17 protein-coding genes, 1 pseudogene and 1 other annotated feature are annotated in these 15,867 nt (G+C 40.5%); of the genes and pseudogenes, 6 read left to right on the top strand and 12 right to left on the bottom strand.

Annotated elements, in window-relative coordinates; genetic code table 11:
- Window positions 1–79 precede the first annotated feature (79 nt).
- Window positions 80–2,494 carry a leucine--tRNA ligase gene (leuS, locus tag AMR95_RS09670; RefSeq protein WP_058838198.1) on the bottom strand — a complete coding sequence of 805 codons (2,415 nt, stop codon included), beginning with the start codon at window positions 2,492–2,494 and terminating at the stop codon, window positions 80–82.
- Window positions 2,495–2,591: 97 nt separating this feature from the next.
- Window positions 2,592–2,813 (bottom strand) — a binding site (T-box leader).
- Between the two features lie 103 nt (window positions 2,814–2,916).
- Window positions 2,917–3,246, bottom strand: coding sequence for a DUF4257 domain-containing protein (locus AMR95_RS09665; RefSeq protein WP_228280384.1), 330 nt, complete (start codon window positions 3,244–3,246; stop codon window positions 2,917–2,919).
- 422 nt (window positions 3,247–3,668) lie between these two features.
- On the opposite strand from AMR95_RS09665, the gene AMR95_RS09660 reads away from it, so the two are divergent.
- Both AMR95_RS09660 and AMR95_RS09655 read left to right on the top strand, forming a co-directional pair.
- Entirely contained in the window at window positions 3,669–4,472 is an 804-nt protein-coding gene (locus tag AMR95_RS09660) for a PAS domain-containing protein (RefSeq protein WP_039180805.1), read from the top strand.
- Between the two features lie 86 nt (window positions 4,473–4,558).
- A complete protein-coding gene (locus AMR95_RS09655) occupies window positions 4,559–5,257 on the top strand; it encodes a sunset domain-containing protein (RefSeq protein WP_039180808.1) in 699 nt (232 codons plus the stop codon).
- Between the two features lie 65 nt (window positions 5,258–5,322).
- On the opposite strand, the gene AMR95_RS09650 is transcribed toward AMR95_RS09655, so the two are convergent.
- Genes AMR95_RS09650 through AMR95_RS09625 form a run of 6 tightly spaced genes read right to left on the bottom strand, consistent with a single transcriptional unit; the run spans window position 5,323 to window position 9,783 of the window.
- The gene (locus tag AMR95_RS09650) at window positions 5,323–6,633 is read right to left on the bottom strand and encodes an ABC transporter permease (protein WP_039180812.1); all 1,311 of its coding nucleotides are present in this window, start codon (window positions 6,631–6,633) and stop codon (window positions 5,323–5,325) included.
- Window positions 6,623–7,321, bottom strand: a complete 699-nt coding sequence (locus AMR95_RS09645; RefSeq protein WP_039180816.1) for an ABC transporter ATP-binding protein — start codon at window positions 7,319–7,321, stop codon at window positions 6,623–6,625. Before AMR95_RS09645 ends, AMR95_RS09650 begins: the two co-directional genes overlap by 11 nt.
- A gap of 21 nt (window positions 7,322–7,342) precedes the next feature.
- On the bottom strand, window positions 7,343–8,329 hold the full coding sequence (locus AMR95_RS09640; RefSeq protein WP_058838197.1) for an ABC transporter permease subunit: 987 nt from the start codon (window positions 8,327–8,329) through the stop codon (window positions 7,343–7,345).
- The gene (locus AMR95_RS09635; protein WP_058838196.1) at window positions 8,323–9,201 is read right to left on the bottom strand and encodes an ATP-binding cassette domain-containing protein; all 879 of its coding nucleotides are present in this window, start codon (window positions 9,199–9,201) and stop codon (window positions 8,323–8,325) included. Before AMR95_RS09635 ends, AMR95_RS09640 begins: the two co-directional genes overlap by 7 nt.
- On the bottom strand, window positions 9,194–9,586 hold the full coding sequence (locus tag AMR95_RS09630; RefSeq protein ID WP_019743690.1) for a GntR family transcriptional regulator: 393 nt from the start codon (window positions 9,584–9,586) through the stop codon (window positions 9,194–9,196). Before AMR95_RS09630 ends, AMR95_RS09635 begins: the two co-directional genes overlap by 8 nt.
- Before the next feature lie 17 nt (window positions 9,587–9,603).
- A complete protein-coding gene (locus AMR95_RS09625) occupies window positions 9,604–9,783 on the bottom strand; it encodes a hypothetical protein (RefSeq protein WP_039180825.1) in 180 nt (59 codons plus the stop codon).
- Between the two features lie 193 nt (window positions 9,784–9,976).
- On the opposite strand from AMR95_RS09625, the pseudogene AMR95_RS19135 reads away from it, so the two are divergent.
- Window positions 9,977–10,830: pseudogene (locus AMR95_RS19135) on the top strand (IS1595 family transposase).
- Here AMR95_RS19135 and AMR95_RS09610 read toward each other — a convergent pair.
- Both AMR95_RS09610 and AMR95_RS09605 read right to left on the bottom strand, forming a co-directional pair.
- On the bottom strand, window positions 10,827–11,159 hold the full coding sequence (locus AMR95_RS09610) for a hypothetical protein (protein WP_039183270.1): 333 nt from the start codon (window positions 11,157–11,159) through the stop codon (window positions 10,827–10,829). The pseudogene AMR95_RS19135 and the gene AMR95_RS09610 overlap by 4 nt on opposite strands.
- Window positions 11,160–11,311: 152 nt before the next feature.
- Window positions 11,312–11,587: a YtzC family protein gene (locus tag AMR95_RS09605; protein WP_039180834.1), complete on the bottom strand. Its 276-nt coding sequence runs from the start codon at window positions 11,585–11,587 to the stop codon at window positions 11,312–11,314.
- A gap of 152 nt (window positions 11,588–11,739) precedes the next feature.
- Here AMR95_RS09605 and AMR95_RS09600 point away from each other — a divergent pair, with 152 nt between their 5' ends.
- Entirely contained in the window at window positions 11,740–12,705 is a 966-nt protein-coding gene (locus AMR95_RS09600) for a TIGR01212 family radical SAM protein (RefSeq protein ID WP_017358356.1), read from the top strand.
- Complete coding sequence (locus AMR95_RS09595; RefSeq protein ID WP_058838194.1) at window positions 12,702–13,274, top strand: tRNA (mnm(5)s(2)U34)-methyltransferase; 573 nt, start codon at window positions 12,702–12,704, stop codon at window positions 13,272–13,274. Before AMR95_RS09600 ends, AMR95_RS09595 begins: the two co-directional genes overlap by 4 nt.
- Before the next feature lie 113 nt (window positions 13,275–13,387).
- Here the strand turns inward: AMR95_RS09595 and AMR95_RS09590 are convergent, their stop codons facing one another.
- The gene (locus AMR95_RS09590; RefSeq protein ID WP_058838193.1) at window positions 13,388–14,467 is read right to left on the bottom strand and encodes a tetraprenyl-beta-curcumene synthase family protein; all 1,080 of its coding nucleotides are present in this window, start codon (window positions 14,465–14,467) and stop codon (window positions 13,388–13,390) included.
- A 30-nt stretch (window positions 14,468–14,497) separates the two neighbouring features.
- On the bottom strand, window positions 14,498–15,277 hold the full coding sequence (locus AMR95_RS09585; protein ID WP_058838192.1) for an alpha/beta hydrolase: 780 nt from the start codon (window positions 15,275–15,277) through the stop codon (window positions 14,498–14,500).
- Window positions 15,278–15,322: 45 nt separating this feature from the next.
- Here AMR95_RS09585 and AMR95_RS09580 point away from each other — a divergent pair, with 45 nt between their 5' ends.
- Window positions 15,323–15,838 carry a gamma carbonic anhydrase gene (locus AMR95_RS09580; protein WP_047203523.1) on the top strand — a complete coding sequence of 172 codons (516 nt, stop codon included), beginning with the start codon at window positions 15,323–15,325 and terminating at the stop codon, window positions 15,836–15,838.
- Window positions 15,839–15,867 lie beyond the last annotated feature (29 nt).

The following is a 15,867-nucleotide window of genomic DNA, read 5'->3' as shown; positions in this document are numbered from 1 at the left end:
AGGAATCACCTTGTTTTCGACAAAATTATGTCCCGGGAAATAAAGAACACCCACCGGTTCATACCGATGGGTGTCATCATTAGTTCGCAACAATATTGACAAGCTTCCCAGGAACCGCAATCACTTTGCGAATGGTTTTCCCTTCAAGCTGTTCTTTTACACGTGCATCATTTTTCGCAAGCTCTTCTAACTGCTCCCTTGTTGCATCAGCATGAACGGTTAATTTTGCTTTCACTTTACCGTTAAGCTGTACGACAATTTCTACTTCATCGTCGACAAGCTTTGACTCATCATATTGAGGCCATGCTTCATAAGAAATAGACCCTTCATGACCAAGTTTATTCCAAAGCTCTTCTGCAAGATGCGGTGCAATTGGAGAAAGAAGCTTTACAAAGCCTTCTGCATATTCTTTCGGCAGTGTATCAGCCTTATAGGCATCGTTGATAAACACCATTAATTGTGAAATGCCTGTATTGAAACGCAAGCCTTCATAATGATCAGTTACCTTCATGACGGTTTCATGATAGCTGCGTTCTAATGCGCCGCCAGATTGCTCTGTCACTTTATCACTGAGTGAGCCATCTTCATTTGTAAATAGACGCCATACACGATCAAGGAAACGACGAGCACCATCAAGTCCTGTTTCAGACCAAGCAATTGACGCATCTAAAGGTCCCATGAACATTTCATAAAGTCGTAATGTATCTGCACCATGAGATTCTACGATATCATCCGGGTTGACCACATTTCCTTTTGATTTACTCATTTTTTCATTGTTTTCCCCAAGAATCATGCCTTGGTTGAACAATTTCATGAAAGGTTCTTTTGTTGGAACAACACCGATATCATACAAGAATTTATGCCAGAAGCGTGCATATAGAAGATGCAGTACAGCGTGTTCTGCTCCGCCGATATACACATCAACTGGAAGCCATTTCTTCAGCTTCTCAGGAGATGCAAGCTCTTCTGAGTTATGAGGATCAATATAACGTAAGAAATACCAGCAGCTTCCTGCCCATTGCGGCATTGTATTCGTTTCACGGCGGCCTTTCTTACCTGTTACAGGATCTACAACCTCAACCCAGTCTTTAATATTGGCTAATGGTGATTCACCTGTACCACTTGGCTTAATCTCAGTCGTCTTAGGCAAGATCAGTGGAAGCTCTTCCTCTGAAACAGCTGAAGATGTTCCGTCCTCCCAATGAATGATTGGAATCGGTTCACCCCAGTAGCGCTGGCGGCTAAATAGCCAGTCTCTTAAACGATATGTGACTTTCTTTTCACCCTTTTGATGTTCTTCAAGCCATGCAATCGCTTTTTCAATCGCCTCTTCTTTTCCTAAGCCATTTAGGAAATCAGAGTTAATGTGCTTTCCATCACCTGTGTAGGCTTCTTTTTCGATGTCTCCGCCTTCTACAACTTCTTTGATTGGAAGATCAAAGGTTTTGGCGAATTCATAATCACGTTCATCATGAGCAGGTACGGCCATAATCGCCCCTGTTCCATAAGTGGCTAACACGTAATCTGCAATCCAGATCGGCATTTTTTCACCATTTAAGGGATTGATGGCATATGCCCCTGTGAAAATACCCGTTTTCGTTTTGGCAAGATCTGTCCGCTCTAAATCACTCTTCGATTGAATTTCTTTGATATATGCTTCGACTGCTTCTTTTTGAGTAGCTGATGTAATTTTTTCAACTAGTGCATGTTCTGGAGCAAGCACCGCATAAGTTGCACCAAATAGTGTATCAGGACGCGTTGTAAAAACCGTAAACTGTTCGTTATGCCCTTCTACTTCAAAATGAACGTGCGCACCTTCAGAGCGTCCGATCCAGTTACGCTGCATATCTTTGATGCTTTCAGGCCAATCAATGTCCTCTAAATCTTCTAACAGCCTGTCCGCATATGCTGTAATCTTTAGCATCCACTGCTTCATAGGACGTCTTTCAACAGGATGGCCTCCGCGTTCACTTTTTCCATCAATGACTTCTTCGTTTGCAAGCACTGTGCCAAGCGCTGGGCACCAGTTCACTGGTACTTCATCGATATAGGCCAATCCTTTTTCGTACAATTTTAAGAAAATCCATTGTGTCCATTTGTAGTAATTCGGATCTGTCGTGTTGATTTCTCGATCCCAATCATACGAGAACCCTAGTGATTGAATTTGGCGGCGGAAGTTATTGATGTTCTCTTCTGTAAAGGCCGCCGGGTCATTCCCTGTATCAAGTGCATACTGTTCTGCCGGGAGACCAAATGCGTCCCATCCCATTGGATGAAGAACATCATATCCCTGCATACGTTTCATGCGTGATAAAATATCCGTTGCTGTATAGCCCTCAGGGTGCCCGACATGAAGCCCTGCTCCTGATGGATATGGAAACATATCAAGCGCATAAAACTTCGGTTTATCTTCCGAGTCAGATGTGGCGAATGTTTTATGTGTCAGCCAATAATCCTGCCACTTCTTTTCAATTTCCCGATGCTGAAAACTCAATGTGAAAACCTCCTTTAATATGTACGGCTTTATCTGCTTAGATGACCACTGCAAGAATTCAGATTTTTCTAAAATCAACAAAAAACCCTCATCCCTGGAAAGGGACGAGAGATTTTTTGGTTCCCGCGGTACCACCCTTGTTAGCGTAACATGCTGTTCGTACGCTCACTTAATATCTTTAACGCAGACATGCGACAGAAGCTTTAACGCAACTGCAACTCTGAGGCGAGTTCAGAAGCAGATTTGATTGACTTTCACCAGCCGTCAATTCTCTAAAGACAAATACTGCTTTCCTACTACTCCTCTTCACTGTTCTTATCGTAACCGTCATCTAAGTAGTATTTTATAGAATTATGATCATAAGTGCAAGCAGGTTTGTATACAATGGGAATGTACCCTAGACTAGGGTAAAGTAGAGGATATTATTCGTGTGGAGATCGGTTATGACGGCTGGAGTCTGCATCCTGTGAACGCTGATCTCTTACAAAATCAAAGCTTCGCAGAACTGCTTCTCCTCCGTAACCTGAAATAATTGATAAGATGATCAAGTGCAGACTAGATTCGGGATTTGAGGATAAGACAAGCAGTGTAGCGGCAATCATCCCAACGAGCCAATCTTCAATAAACCCTAAGTAAATAAACTTTTTTGTCATTCTGGGCTTCTCTAGCCTGCCTTTTTTCTTTACGTGACCGAGAATGCCCATGACCCCTCCAATGGCGCAAGCAATAATGACTTGTTGCAGCATTTTCATCACCTTCCTAAAGCCCTTAGAATAGTAAAGCGACTTCAGGCTGTCCAGCCCCCTGTAATGCCATTCTGCTGTTCCGTCATAATCCATGTAAAAGGTCTATTCTCTCTAACGAAGAAAAAAAGCTTGTTTCTTCCATTATATGTGAATGACCTAAAAACAATCTTGATGCATTGGAATCATTTTTACCTAATCCATATTAACTATTTTTGTCATTTTATGAATGTTGAGTAATTGATTCCTTCTTTTTCTAATGAAAAGTCTCCTTACTTACTCTATTCTAATGGAGGACAAACTATGATGACAAATTTAACAAAGCGTTTGCAATCGTTGAAACAGAACATATGTTATGTTACGTTTATAAGGATTCATTTGGTTGAAAAGACAACCATTTGATATGTCTTATAGCAGCAAAGGAGGGTAATATGGTCAGCTCGAACATTTTCGGCTTGCAAAAACAGCTTGAACTCATCAAAAAAGCGCTGGATCATGCGCGCATCGGTGTTGTCATTACAGACCCTTCCTTAGAGGATAACCCTATCGTTTATGTGAATCATGGCTTTACACAAATGACTGGATACAAACCAGATGAGATTCTTGGGCGTAATTGTCGATTCCTTCAAGGAAAAGACACGGATCAAAAGCAGCTTGCTTTAATTCGTCATGGAATTCAAAACAAAACACCTATTACCACACAGCTAAAAAATTATAAAAAAGACGGCACTTTTTTTTGGAATGAACTCAATATAGATCCTCTATACATTGAACAAGATGACAAAACATTTTTCATTGGTTTTCAAAAGGATATTACGAAACAGAAAGAATATGAACAGCTCCTAGAAGATTCCTTACAGGAAGTCACCTCTCTTTCGACGCCAATCGTCCCAATCAAAAATGGTGTATCTGCCCTTCCGCTTATCGGGAAATTATCTGAAGAGCGCTTTGATGCCATTGTCGCTAAGTTAACCTGTATATTAGATGATTCAAAGGATGATTATTTAATTGTCGACCTTTCTGGTTTAATCGAAGTCGATGATTCCGTCGCAGCACGCATTTTCAAACTGCATCATCTTCTCAATCTAACGGGAACCGAACTAATCATCACTGGAATCAAACCGCAGCTTGCGATGAAAATGAAAGACCTCGATACAGATTTCCAGAATACGATCACTTATTTGACAGTAAAAGAAGCCATAAAAGGATTACCATTAGCTGAAAACCCTGTGTAAACAGGGTTTTTTTAGTTGAACCGCTTCCCAAAATGGAAAAATGAGGTATGATAGGTGTAAATAGCAATTTAGGGGGGCTGTTAGATATGTTGTTACTCATCATAGGTCTTTTATGTGTCTGTTTTGCCATCGGATATGCCGTCAATTTCTTCTTACTCAAACGCAAGAACGAGCTGATTTTTTCAAAGAAACTATTCTATCCTTTTTTGATCATTGGTCTCTTCTTTTCCATTATGTCATTACCGCTTGCTGCTGCAAATTCACCAAAAGCACAAGCCGATCCATCTTCCGAACAGCTTTTAAAGGATCAAAAGGAGCTCTCAGCTGACATTTCGAGCTTAAAAGCTGATAAAGAGTCGCTTACCTCCTCTTTAGAAGACGCGGAGAAGGAAAAAGAAAAGCTGGAAAAAAAGCTAGAAACGATCACCTCAGAAAAAGAAACGGTCAAACAGCAAGAAAAGACCATTCAATCGCTTGAAGAGAAAATAGACAAGCTTACCTCCAGCAATGAAACACTTAAACAAGAAAACAAGAATAGTAGCAGCGATACGAAATCTTCCACCGTCCAGCGATCTGCTCCTAAAGATGAAGGAAAAAGCACAGGCGGTCATGAATCACAAAAGGAAACAAAAAAAGAATCAGCTGCCTGTAACATTAAAGGGAGTGTCAACGGTATTTATCACACACCAAGCAGCAGATACTACTCTAGAACAAAGAATGTAACCAAAATGTTCTGCTCCGTAGAAGAGGCTGAGCGTGCCGGATACAGGGCACCTAAGCAATAGCGATGTTTAATTAAGATTAAAAAGAACCTCCTGAGCGCCCAATCGGGTTTTCAGGAGGTTCTTTTTTAAATTTCTCTTCTTAAAGCTGATAATACATTCGTTTTTGTTGCCTTACGTGCCGGGTTCAGCCCTGAGATGATCGCTACCCCTGCGCTGATCACTGTTGCTGTAATCACAAGGCTAAGCGGAATATAGGAAAAAGTAATCGAGAATTGATCGCTTGATCCTCCCTCAGACATGGACGACAAAATGGCTGGGATGATTAAATTAACGGCGAAACTAATCAAATATGAGATGATAATACCGATGATTGATCCGATGACTCCAATATAAGCACTTTCCATTAAAAACATTCGCTTGATAATGGATGGATTCGCGCCAATGGCTTTCATAATCCCAATCTCTTGTGTTCGCTCTGTTACCGCCATGGTCATCGTATTGAAAATACCGATGGCAGAAATAATGACTGCAATACATCCGACAAAAATAAGTCCAATTTTGAAGACTGTAAAGAACATAGCCATTCCTTCTAGCTGATTCGTCACAGAGATGACTTGGTAGCCCTCATCTGTTAGTTTATCCGTGAGTGCACCGACATTGTCGAATTTATCTGCATAAACAGAGGTCATTTTCTCGACATTTCCTGCTTCAGGAGACAGGTCGAGTATTTGGCCAAATTCTTTTTCATAAGCATTCGGAATCAGAATTTTATGATCCTCCTGCCACTCCAAATTCGGCTTTTTCAAAACACCTACTACACGGAAATCAAATGTTTTTTCTTTGACGACTTCATTTTCTTCATTTAGTTTTGGCACTTTGATTTGAATCACTTTATTTAAAATATCCTTCGTGTAGCCTTTAGGCTCCTTCGGTGTTTCTTCCCCATTTGACGTCTGGTTTAATTCTTTTTCATAGGCTTCGCGTTCTTTTTTTGTCCACAGTTGCTGCGCCATATGATACCCAACCACAATTTCGTTCGCTGATGTTGGCACTTTTCCTCGGTCTAGTTCAAGCCCTGCTTCTTTTTCTTCTTTCATATCGGTCAAAGCAGCCTGCGTTTCACTTGAACGGTTATCGAGCTCGACGTTAACCGATGGAATGATCGATGTTCTTGAGACAACAGATTTTACATGATCATATTTCTTTAAATCATCAATCTTGACGTCTCCTTTTTCTTTTCCTAACACTTTAATTTCTGTGATGATTTGCTGCTTCATAATTTCATCTTGAGCTGATTTTTGCAAACCAAAACCGACAGACGCTAAAACGATTAAGAAAGAGCATGCCATTGTCGTCGCAAGAATGGTCATAAACACACGCAATCTATTTTTCTTCATGTTTCTTCTTATGAATTTGACCTGATCTCTAAATTTCAATGGATTGTTCCCCTTTCTTTAATACACCATCGTGAAGCTGGAACGTTGTGTCTGCGATTGAAGCGACTTCATCGTCATGTGTAATGATGACGAATGTAATTCCTTTTTCACGATTGAGCTGCTGGATAAAGGCTAGAATTTCTCCTTCAGTTTCTGAATCGAGACTCCCTGTTGGTTCATCCGCTAAAATAATAGATGGATTTAAAATCAAGGCTCTTGCAATACTCACACGCTGCTGCTGTCCGCCTGACAGCTCATTTGGGTAATGTCCTGCGTGATGTTCAAGACCTACTCGTTTCAGCATTTCTTTTACTTTCTCTTTTCGTTCAGACGGCTTCACACCTTTTAAAGTGAGCGGAAGTTCAACATTCTCATACGTTGTTAAGCTCCCAATCAACTGAAAGCTTTGAAAGATAAAGCCAAAGTGGTCTAAGCGAAAGTCTGCCCATTCTTTTTCATTAAAGCCAGTGACATTGGTGCCATCAATGGTAATTTGTCCACTCGTTGGCGTAATATAACCTGATATTAAGTTCAACAAAGTCGATTTCCCTGAACCACTTCGTCCAACAATACAAGCAATATCGCCTCTTTTAATGGACAGGTCAATCCCTTTTAGTACAGGAATTTCATTTTCCCTGCCTTTTTTACCAATTTTAAATACATGATCTAATGCTTGAATCTGAATCATCTCTACTCCCCTGCTCTCTGTTTATCTTTTTCGATAGATTAAGAAATAACTCGTTAGTGCGCCCACAGCTCCACCGATGAGCATGCCAGCAATATAACCAAATATGGAATTATCTGAAGCAAATCCAAACCACCCAAACCCTAGAACACCGAAGACAATGACCATAATCTGAATCGGTCTATCCATATTTGAGTAAAGGAAGAAGCGGCCATTTCTTTCAATTGGATGTTTTATAAAGCTAATTAAGCCAATTAGATAGAACAGAACCATCATGACAATAGGTATAATGAATTCTTCACCCGTGAACCAATAAGGATAATCGGGTTGGAAAGGGTGCGTTGTAATATAAGTAATTGGAGACATAGGCACTAACAAATACGTGAAGCTCTTATCTACCCAACTACCACTTGTCTTGATGATAATATCTAAATGAAGAAGCGGTAATCCGATCACTAAAAAGGGTAAAGTAGCTGTGCTGAACCCAACAATTGCTTGTGAAATGGAACTTCCAGTTAAAGTACCCGCTGCAAAAAATAAACTATAAAACATCAAGGAGGTGACAAGCGAAATGACATAACCGTTATGAAAACCAGATGTTTCCAACGGATTAAGTCCTAAAATAAGTAAATAGGTAAGAATAAAAGAAACGGCATGAACGACTGCAATGATTCCAGCACCTAAGAAAAACTTTGTGTGATAAATTGCACTTCTGCTAAACGGTAAAGATAAGGTAAAGTCCATGTGCCCTTTATTTCTCTCAAATCCCAGCTGAATGACAGCAAAGAAGAGCCCCATTAACCAAGAAAGGGAGAGGAAAGCATCTGTATTAAAGAAATATGAAAAACGCGGTGAATCGACAATACACTCTGTATCGTTTAGACACGTTTGAAAAGAAGAATATTCCATTAAGAATGCGAAGGGTGTCGCAAGCGTAGCAACGAGCATCACTAAAATGAATGTCAGCTCAGACTGCTTCCACTCCTTATATAATAATTGCCGCTTTACCATCTGCGTTTCCCTCCAAACTTCGCAATGAATACTTCTTCTAAATTCACAGGCAGTTCATGCCATATTTTTGGCTTTAGTGACTTCAAGTACTCTTTAGCCTCCACGTCGGTTTTAAGAACAAGCGCTGTATAGAAAACGCCCGCTTGATCCAAAATCGCAACGCCATTTTTACGAATACTTAAGTTCATATCTTCTTCAAAGGCCATTTGGATTTTGACATAGTCATCCTTTAATTCATCTAAATCCATGACACTTGTGAGTTCATTTCCTTCTAAAAATCCGATTCGATTACACATACGCTCAATGTCTTCTAAACGGTGAGATGTAATGAGAATCGATGTTTCACGTTCTGCCACTTCGTCGATCATGAGCTGAAGCACATCATTTCTTGTCACAGCGTCGATTCCATCAGTCGGCTCATCCAATAAAATGACCGCTGGTTTGATCGCAAAGCTTAAAATGAGCGACAGCTGTTTCTTTAATCCTGTCGACAATTCACGATATTTCACTTTTTCCGGGATCTCATACCGGTTCACAAGCTCATTGGCATATGTCACGTCAAACTTTGGATACAGTTGTTTTAAAAGCTTTACAAGCTGTCCATAATTGTACCTGTCAAAGTAAGGATTTACGACCGGCATATATACAATATTTTGCTTGACTAGCGGGTGGTCTTTCACCAGCACGTCTTTGAAATAAATCTCTCCTTCATCCGGAAGAAGAATTTGCTGTATCAATCGGAGAAGCGTTGTTTTTCCAGAGCCATTCCGCCCTAACAGACCGAAGATCTCACCTTTTTCTATTTTGAAGGAAACGTCACTGAGGACTTGGCGTCCATTTAAAGTTTTTGATACATTTCTGACCTCAATCAACTTGTTTTCCTCCTTTAAGACTTGAGCCGATCTCTTCTAGCCATTCCTTCAGTTGATGAATATCAATACCGGCATAATGAGCTTCTATGATGAGTTGTCTTAACTGTTCTTTCATCTCGAGCACCTTCCCTTCATTCAGCTTTAACTGAGCACCTTCTGTTACATACGTACCACGGCCTCTTAGCGTTTCAATAATCCCTTCCCGTTCAAGTTCTTTATACGCTTTGCTCACGGTGTTTGGGTTGGCAATAATAATGGTGGCGAGCTCTCTGACAGAGGGCAGTTTGTCACCTGGCTTCATCACGCCTTTTAAACATAAAATTTTGAGCTGCTCAATGATTTGTTCATATATTGGCGCAGCGCTTCTTGGATCTATTTGGATCATGATGGCTCCCTCTTTCCTCATTCATGCTTTTGCAGTCCTATCGCTTGTTCATGTCCTTGCATTAAAGGGACCGAATTGGGTATCAAATCTTTTTGAACTTCAAAACCAATGAAAACGAGAACGAAAAAAAATGTACATGCTAACGCAACAGCCAGCACCATCCACTTCAAATTGATTGGCTTTTTTTCTTTTTTCATGGTTGAACACCTTTCTTCACTTTTTAAGTGTCTGTAGTGTATTAGTTGATGTAGTACACTTAATACAATATAGACACTTAATTGAAAAGTCAAGAGACTCTAGAAAAAAATAGGCTGTTTTCGTAAAGATTGTTGCTCTCTTGATTATACTGTTAAAAGGTTGTTACAGTGGGCATTCGGGAGGCGTTTAAGTATGTGGGAAAATGTTTATGAAGAGTTCAGCAATTTAACCAAATCAGAGCAATTAGCCTTGTTTAACGTAATGAAACAAGACTTGTTTCCAGACGAACCAGATAAAATGACAAAACTACTTAAAAGCATTCGTGAAGCCAGATTTGCTTCTGGTTTATGGTTGTACCCAAAATTGCTGAACGCCTTAAAATACACATTTCCGCCGCATTTTATTGGAGACATAAAATCTTGAACGCATCAGGCAGTTTCGGATTTAATCAACTTTAAGGTATCGTTGAAAGTGATGAAACTTTCTTTCGTGAGTCTATGAAGGGGCGAGAAATCACCCATAGAAAAGCCAAAAAGCGTGGAGAAAAGGACGAAAAGAGAGGTATTTCTAACCTTAAAATGCTGTTGTCGTAGCACAAGACCGTAATGGAAGTGTAATTGCTCGTAAGGCAGGAACAGATCGTGTTAAAGCAGAAGGGTGAGTATATTCACCCTTCTGCTTTGCTATGCACTGAAACAGCAACAAATTATAAAAAGTTCGCAAAGATAACAGGATTACAACATGAACAGTCAATGAGCGTCAAAAACAGCGTGTAAAGAAGTGGATTTACCACATTTAACACGTTAATAATTTTTCATAATCGCCTGTAAAAGTGGATGGAGCGTTCTCAAGGAGTTGCAACAAAATATTTGGACAACTACCTCTACTGGTTCCGATGGCTTGATAAGGAAAAGAATTTAGCATTTGAAAAACGAGTAGAGCAAAGGCTTGTTTTAGCGTGTCAAAAATCTAATTATAGTACAGTTGAGATGTTGAGAAGTGCAATAATAAAAGACCCCAATATTAAGGTCTCTACAAGGTTTTAATTAGATACTATTACTTGGTTTTTGGACTTGCTTTTGAACAGGATTAGCACCCACCATACTAATAAAAATATATAGCCTATAACTGTATAGATAGACCAAACTGCCCCCTGTTGCAATTGACTAAATAAGTGTTCAAATTCATTCATTCCTTCTACTCTACCAATGCTATTTATCAGGCTAATAATCGGAATTGTAACAGTAAATACAATGGTTAGAATGGACAATCCCCTATGTTTATTTTTCACAACACTGAATATTGCAGTTCCAAATGTTGCTAAGAAAAACAAGTAATATAATGCCCAAAACCAATTAGGAAGGGTCTCCAACATTTTTTCTACCCCCTTGATTAAAGATATTTGCAATTTCTTTATATAACATATTTTAACAGAATAAAAACCAATTACAAATATATATCCAAAAACAACAATCTTTGCGAAAACATCCAAAAAATAAAACAGACCCTTTAAGAAGGATCTGTTCATCAAACATTATCGTAAGAAATTCCTAATATCATTTGGTTTTGCAAGCTCTGAATTTGAACACGCGCCCTGTCTAACCGTTCTCTTTGCTGGTCATTGGCGACATCTTTTAATTTTTCTAATTCGTTGACCGTATTCTCAAGCATGAGCTGTGCTTTAGAAAATTCTTCCTCATTATAATGTTCCTGTCGTGAGCTCAAATCAAATTGCTCACTTGCAAACTCAAGAGTTTCAGTACTTTTTTGGATAAATTCATCGATCGACTGCCTTGTTGCCATCTTACATTCCCTCCATTTCATCATCGCTCCCGCCTATTTTGCCCATATAAAGCTTTTTCACTAAAGAAAATGTTGGACAGATTCAATTGTCCTCCTTCGTGATTTTTGTTAAACTTTAAGGATGCCTATTATTATGCAAGGAGGTTACTGACTTGGATCAGCATAACCCTTTTTTATATTCAAACAGCGAAAAACGTTATCACACATGGAACTACCATTTGCGTGAACACTTTGGTCATAAAGTATTTAAAGTAGCCTTAGACGGCGGCTTTGACTGCCCAAACCGTGATGGTACCGTAGCCCACGGCGGCTGTACATTTTGCAGTGCCGCTGGTTCTGGTGATTTTGCAGGAAACCGGGCTGATGATCTCATCACTCAATTTAATGAGATCAAAGACAGGATGCATACAAAATGGAAAGACGGAAAATACATGGCGTATTTTCAGGCGTATACAAACACACACGCGCCGCTTCCTGTCCTAAAAGAAAAATATGAAACCGTCATGAACTTGGATGGTGTCGTAGGTCTATCCATTGCAACAAGACCTGACTGTCTGCCGGATGACGTAGTGGAGTATTTAGCCGAATTAAACGAACGCACTTACCTATGGGTAGAGCTCGGTCTTCAAACGGTACATGAACGGACAGCGATGCTCATTAACCGTGCTCATGATTATGAATGCTACGTTGAAGGTGTAGAAAAGCTGAGAAAACACGGAATTCGTGTCTGCTCGCATATCATCAACGGATTGCCTCTTGAAAACCGGGACATGATGATGGAAACAGCAAAAGCTGTTGCGGATTTAGATGTGCAAGGAATTAAAATTCATTTGCTTCACCTTTTAAAAGGGACCCCAATGGTCAAGCAATATGAAAAAGGAAAGCTTGAGTTTTTAAGCCAGGAGGAATATGTTCAGCTTGTTTGTGATCAGCTGGAGATTCTTCCGCCAGAAATGATTATTCATCGTATTACAGGAGACGGCCCAATTGAATTAATGGTTGGTCCAATGTGGAGTGTAAATAAGTGGGAAGTACTAAATGCCATTAATGCTGAGCTTGAAAGACGTAACAGCTACCAAGGGAAACGTTTCGTCAGATTGGAAGAAGCAGCAAAATGATTTTGAAACGCATGCTTCCTTTTAGTAAAGAGCTGTTAGAACGCGCGTGTCAAAAAGGCGACATCGTCATAGATGCAACAATGGGAAACGGCCAAGATACACTCTATTTAGCTGACCTTGTAGGAACTGATGGTCAAGTGTTTGCATTCGACGTGCAAGAGGAAGCCTTGCAGCAGACAAGCAAAAGGCTTGGCGATCAATATCCTTACGTTCACCTGATCCATGATGGACATGAAAAACTGGCGGATCATCTGCCGAAGGACGTTTATGGACATATATCTGGTGCAGTGTTTAACCTTGGGTATCTGCCCGGAGGCGATAAAGCCGTTACCACTCAGGCGCATACAACCATTGAAGCGATTAAACAACTCCTCGAATGGCTCAAACCCGGAGGACTGATCGTCCTTGTGATCTACCATGGACATCCCGAAGGTAAAAGAGAAAAAGAAGTGCTTCTCGACTATTGCAGATCACTGTCTCATGAAGAAGTACAAGTTTTATCATATCAATACATGAATATTCAAAACGACCCGCCTTTTGTGGTCGCCATTGAAAAAAAGCTAAAATGATGTGCATTTTAGCTTTTTTCTTTTTAGCATGATAGAAAACCTTTGCAGACCTGACACCGAACGCGATGGTTTGTCTACACGCTGAAGCTCAAATCTAATGGATTTGAGCTTTTTTATGATGATTTCATCCAAGGCATTTTCTGATAGGTCCGATAGGCTCTTCCGTTAATATAGAAAAAGAACGATGTTTTCCCGCTTGATTTGATCAGCCTTTTTGCCAGCTTGTTCATCTCTTTTTGGGCTGTCACTTTTTCATCGGACAAATAGACCGCGAGTAATCCTCTGTTAATCAATTTGTGAAAGTTCTCATGCGGAATGCCTTTCAGCTGCTCATCCGCTTTTTCGATAAAATGCTGTAGTCTATCCATCATCTCATGATGAGAGTCATAGTATGAGCAAAAGTTCAGATCTCCCCCAAGCCGGTCCTCTTCTTGGTCAATTAAATAATCGAGTAAAATGTGCAGACCTTGAATATAAGGGAAATAGCTTTCGTATATTTGTTTCGCCTGCTTTTCTGTAAAATCAGGCTGCAGCGCATACGCCACAAGACAGAATATCCCTAACGTCGATCCCGCACAAGCTGAAAATTCATACCATTCCATCTTCGGCAAATCCTTTTCATATTGGCGGAACCACGACTCTAGCCTTGGCACACGCTCATGAGGAACAACGTGCTTATGTACTTGCAGATCACTATAGTAATCACACAGCGTGTGTAAATATGGCTGAATGATTGGATAATGCTCAACGCGCGCAAGCACGTCTTGACATGTGCGGACAAGCGCATGTAAGTATCCATGATCCTCTTGATCCTCACGGAATTGATAGTATGGCTTGAGCTCAGCATGAATATCAAGCGCATCTCTCATCGCTTGATGCAGCATATGAAAATCCTTTGGATCAAGCGACGTGCTGCGGTCACATAGGTTATCTAAGTAATCACTGATGGTTTGATATGCCACGATGAATTCAATACACGTTTCTTTTTCTTCACCTGCTAGAAGAGATAAAATACCTCCGCCTTCACAGTGAAACGTTTTACTAGATATGCTCGCTAGTGCCTGCGTTCTCAGTTCTTCATTTTCAATCATTTCTGCATGAGCCCGCCACTTTTTCAGCTCCTGATGAACAAGCGGAAAAATATCTTTATACACCTTTGTCATCAGTGCAAAAGGACGCTCTGGTACTGACAAATCACTCCACCCCCAACTTAAAGCTCACAATCAAATATATTGATCTGTAAAGGCTCTTGCCGCCTTAAACACATCTTCTCTTTCCGGTTCATTAAAAATTTCGTGATACAGCTCTTCCCATTCACGGTATGATTTATTGGTTGATTCTATACCATTGAACCATTTGATCACCCTCGTTTTATCCACGATCTTATCATCGCCCGCCTGCATTAAAAGGAGCGGGATCGATTTAAAGACATTCGTCGGCTGCATCGCCGCATCGATATTTTTGATCAGCTCTCGATACCAGCGAACCGACACCTTTGTCACGTAAAGAGAATCATTTGAGTCTGCCTCAATGACCGCCTGATTTCGTGTCGCTAGTTCAATCGACAGCCCTGACTCCACTTTAAAAGACGGTGCCAGCATATTTAGACCTTTTGACGCAAAATCCATCAGCTTCTTCGGTTTAAATTGCAGACCTAAACAAGGTGATGATAAAATAAGGCCATTCAACTTCGTATGGGTATACTGCTTCATCCACTCAATTGAAATGAGTCCACCCATACTGTGTCCAAGTAAAAATGTAGGAAGCCTGAATGATTTCGCATGTTCAATCCATTCATCGACTGTATCAATGTATTCTTGAAATGAACGAATGTGGCCTCGCGCACGTGTCGATGTGCCTTGCCCAGGCAAGTCACCCATGACGACGTGATAGCCTGCATTCCGCCACATTTCAATCAGCCATTTATATCGGCCGTGATATTCACTCGCACCATGTACTATCACAATTGTACCAACTGGTCTTTCAGCATGCCAAGTCCACAAAGTAAACACCTCACAAATGTTGTATTAAGAAAGGAAGTCGAAAAAGTGATTTATCCATATCATCAGTTTACACCTGAGATTCATGAATCGGTCTTTGTCGCAGAAAACGCCACCATTACCGGTGATGTCACAATTGGAGAATATTCGAGCGTGTGGTTCCAAACTGTCATCAGAGGCGATGTCGCACCTGTGAGAATTGGAAAGAACGTCAACATTCAAGATTTATCGTGCCTGCATCAAAGTCCTGGAAAAACACTTCTTATTGAAGATGGTGCTACCATTGGACACCAAGTCACATTACATAGCTCAATCATTCGAAAAAATGCCCTCATTGGCATGGGGTCCATCATTCTCGATGGTGCGGAGATCGGCGAAGGCGCCTTTATCGGTGCAGGAAGTCTTGTCCCTCAAGGCAAGGTCATCCCAAAAGGATCACTCGCTTTTGGCCGTCCAGCCAAAGTCGTTCGGCTCTTAACAGATGAAGATATTCAAGACATGGACCGAATCCGCAGAGAATATGTAGAAAAAGGACAATACTATCGTTCCCTTTTATCTCGTTAACATCATACGTGTATCTTCACTTTATCATG

It is taken from the genome of Bacillus sp. G1(2015b) (assembly GCF_001482475.1).
GTDB classification, from domain to species: domain Bacteria; phylum Bacillota; class Bacilli; order Bacillales; family Bacillaceae; genus Bacillus; species Bacillus safensis.
Note: the sequence above shows the minus strand (reverse complement) of the source record. Positions and strands in the feature narration are given on the sequence as shown.

What these genes read in the sequence shown, in the direction of transcription:
- AMR95_RS09605 (WP_039180834.1), bottom strand. Translation starts at nt 11,587, where the DNA reads ATGGCAACAAGGCAGTCGATCGATGAATTTATCCAAAAAAGTACTGAA.
- AMR95_RS09630 (WP_019743690.1), bottom strand. Translation starts at nt 9,586, where the DNA reads ATGATCCAAATAGATCCAAGAAGCGCTGCGCCAATATATGAACAAATC.
- AMR95_RS09640 (WP_058838197.1), bottom strand. Translation starts at nt 8,329, where the DNA reads ATGGTAAAGCGGCAATTATTATATAAGGAGTGGAAGCAGTCTGAGCTG.
- AMR95_RS09595 (WP_058838194.1), top strand. Translation starts at nt 12,702, where the DNA reads ATGATTTTGAAACGCATGCTTCCTTTTAGTAAAGAGCTGTTAGAACGC.
- AMR95_RS09625 (WP_039180825.1), bottom strand. Translation starts at nt 9,783, where the DNA reads ATGAAAAAAGAAAAAAAGCCAATCAATTTGAAGTGGATGGTGCTGGCT.
- AMR95_RS09645 (WP_039180816.1), bottom strand. Translation starts at nt 7,321, where the DNA reads ATGATTCAGATTCAAGCATTAGATCATGTATTTAAAATTGGTAAAAAA.
- AMR95_RS09660 (WP_039180805.1), top strand. Translation starts at nt 3,669, where the DNA reads ATGGTCAGCTCGAACATTTTCGGCTTGCAAAAACAGCTTGAACTCATC.
- AMR95_RS09655 (WP_039180808.1), top strand. Translation starts at nt 4,559, where the DNA reads ATGTTGTTACTCATCATAGGTCTTTTATGTGTCTGTTTTGCCATCGGA.
- AMR95_RS09665 (WP_228280384.1), bottom strand. Translation starts at nt 3,246, where the DNA reads ATGAAAATGCTGCAACAAGTCATTATTGCTTGCGCCATTGGAGGGGTC.
- AMR95_RS09610 (WP_039183270.1), bottom strand. Translation starts at nt 11,159, where the DNA reads ATGTTGGAGACCCTTCCTAATTGGTTTTGGGCATTATATTACTTGTTT.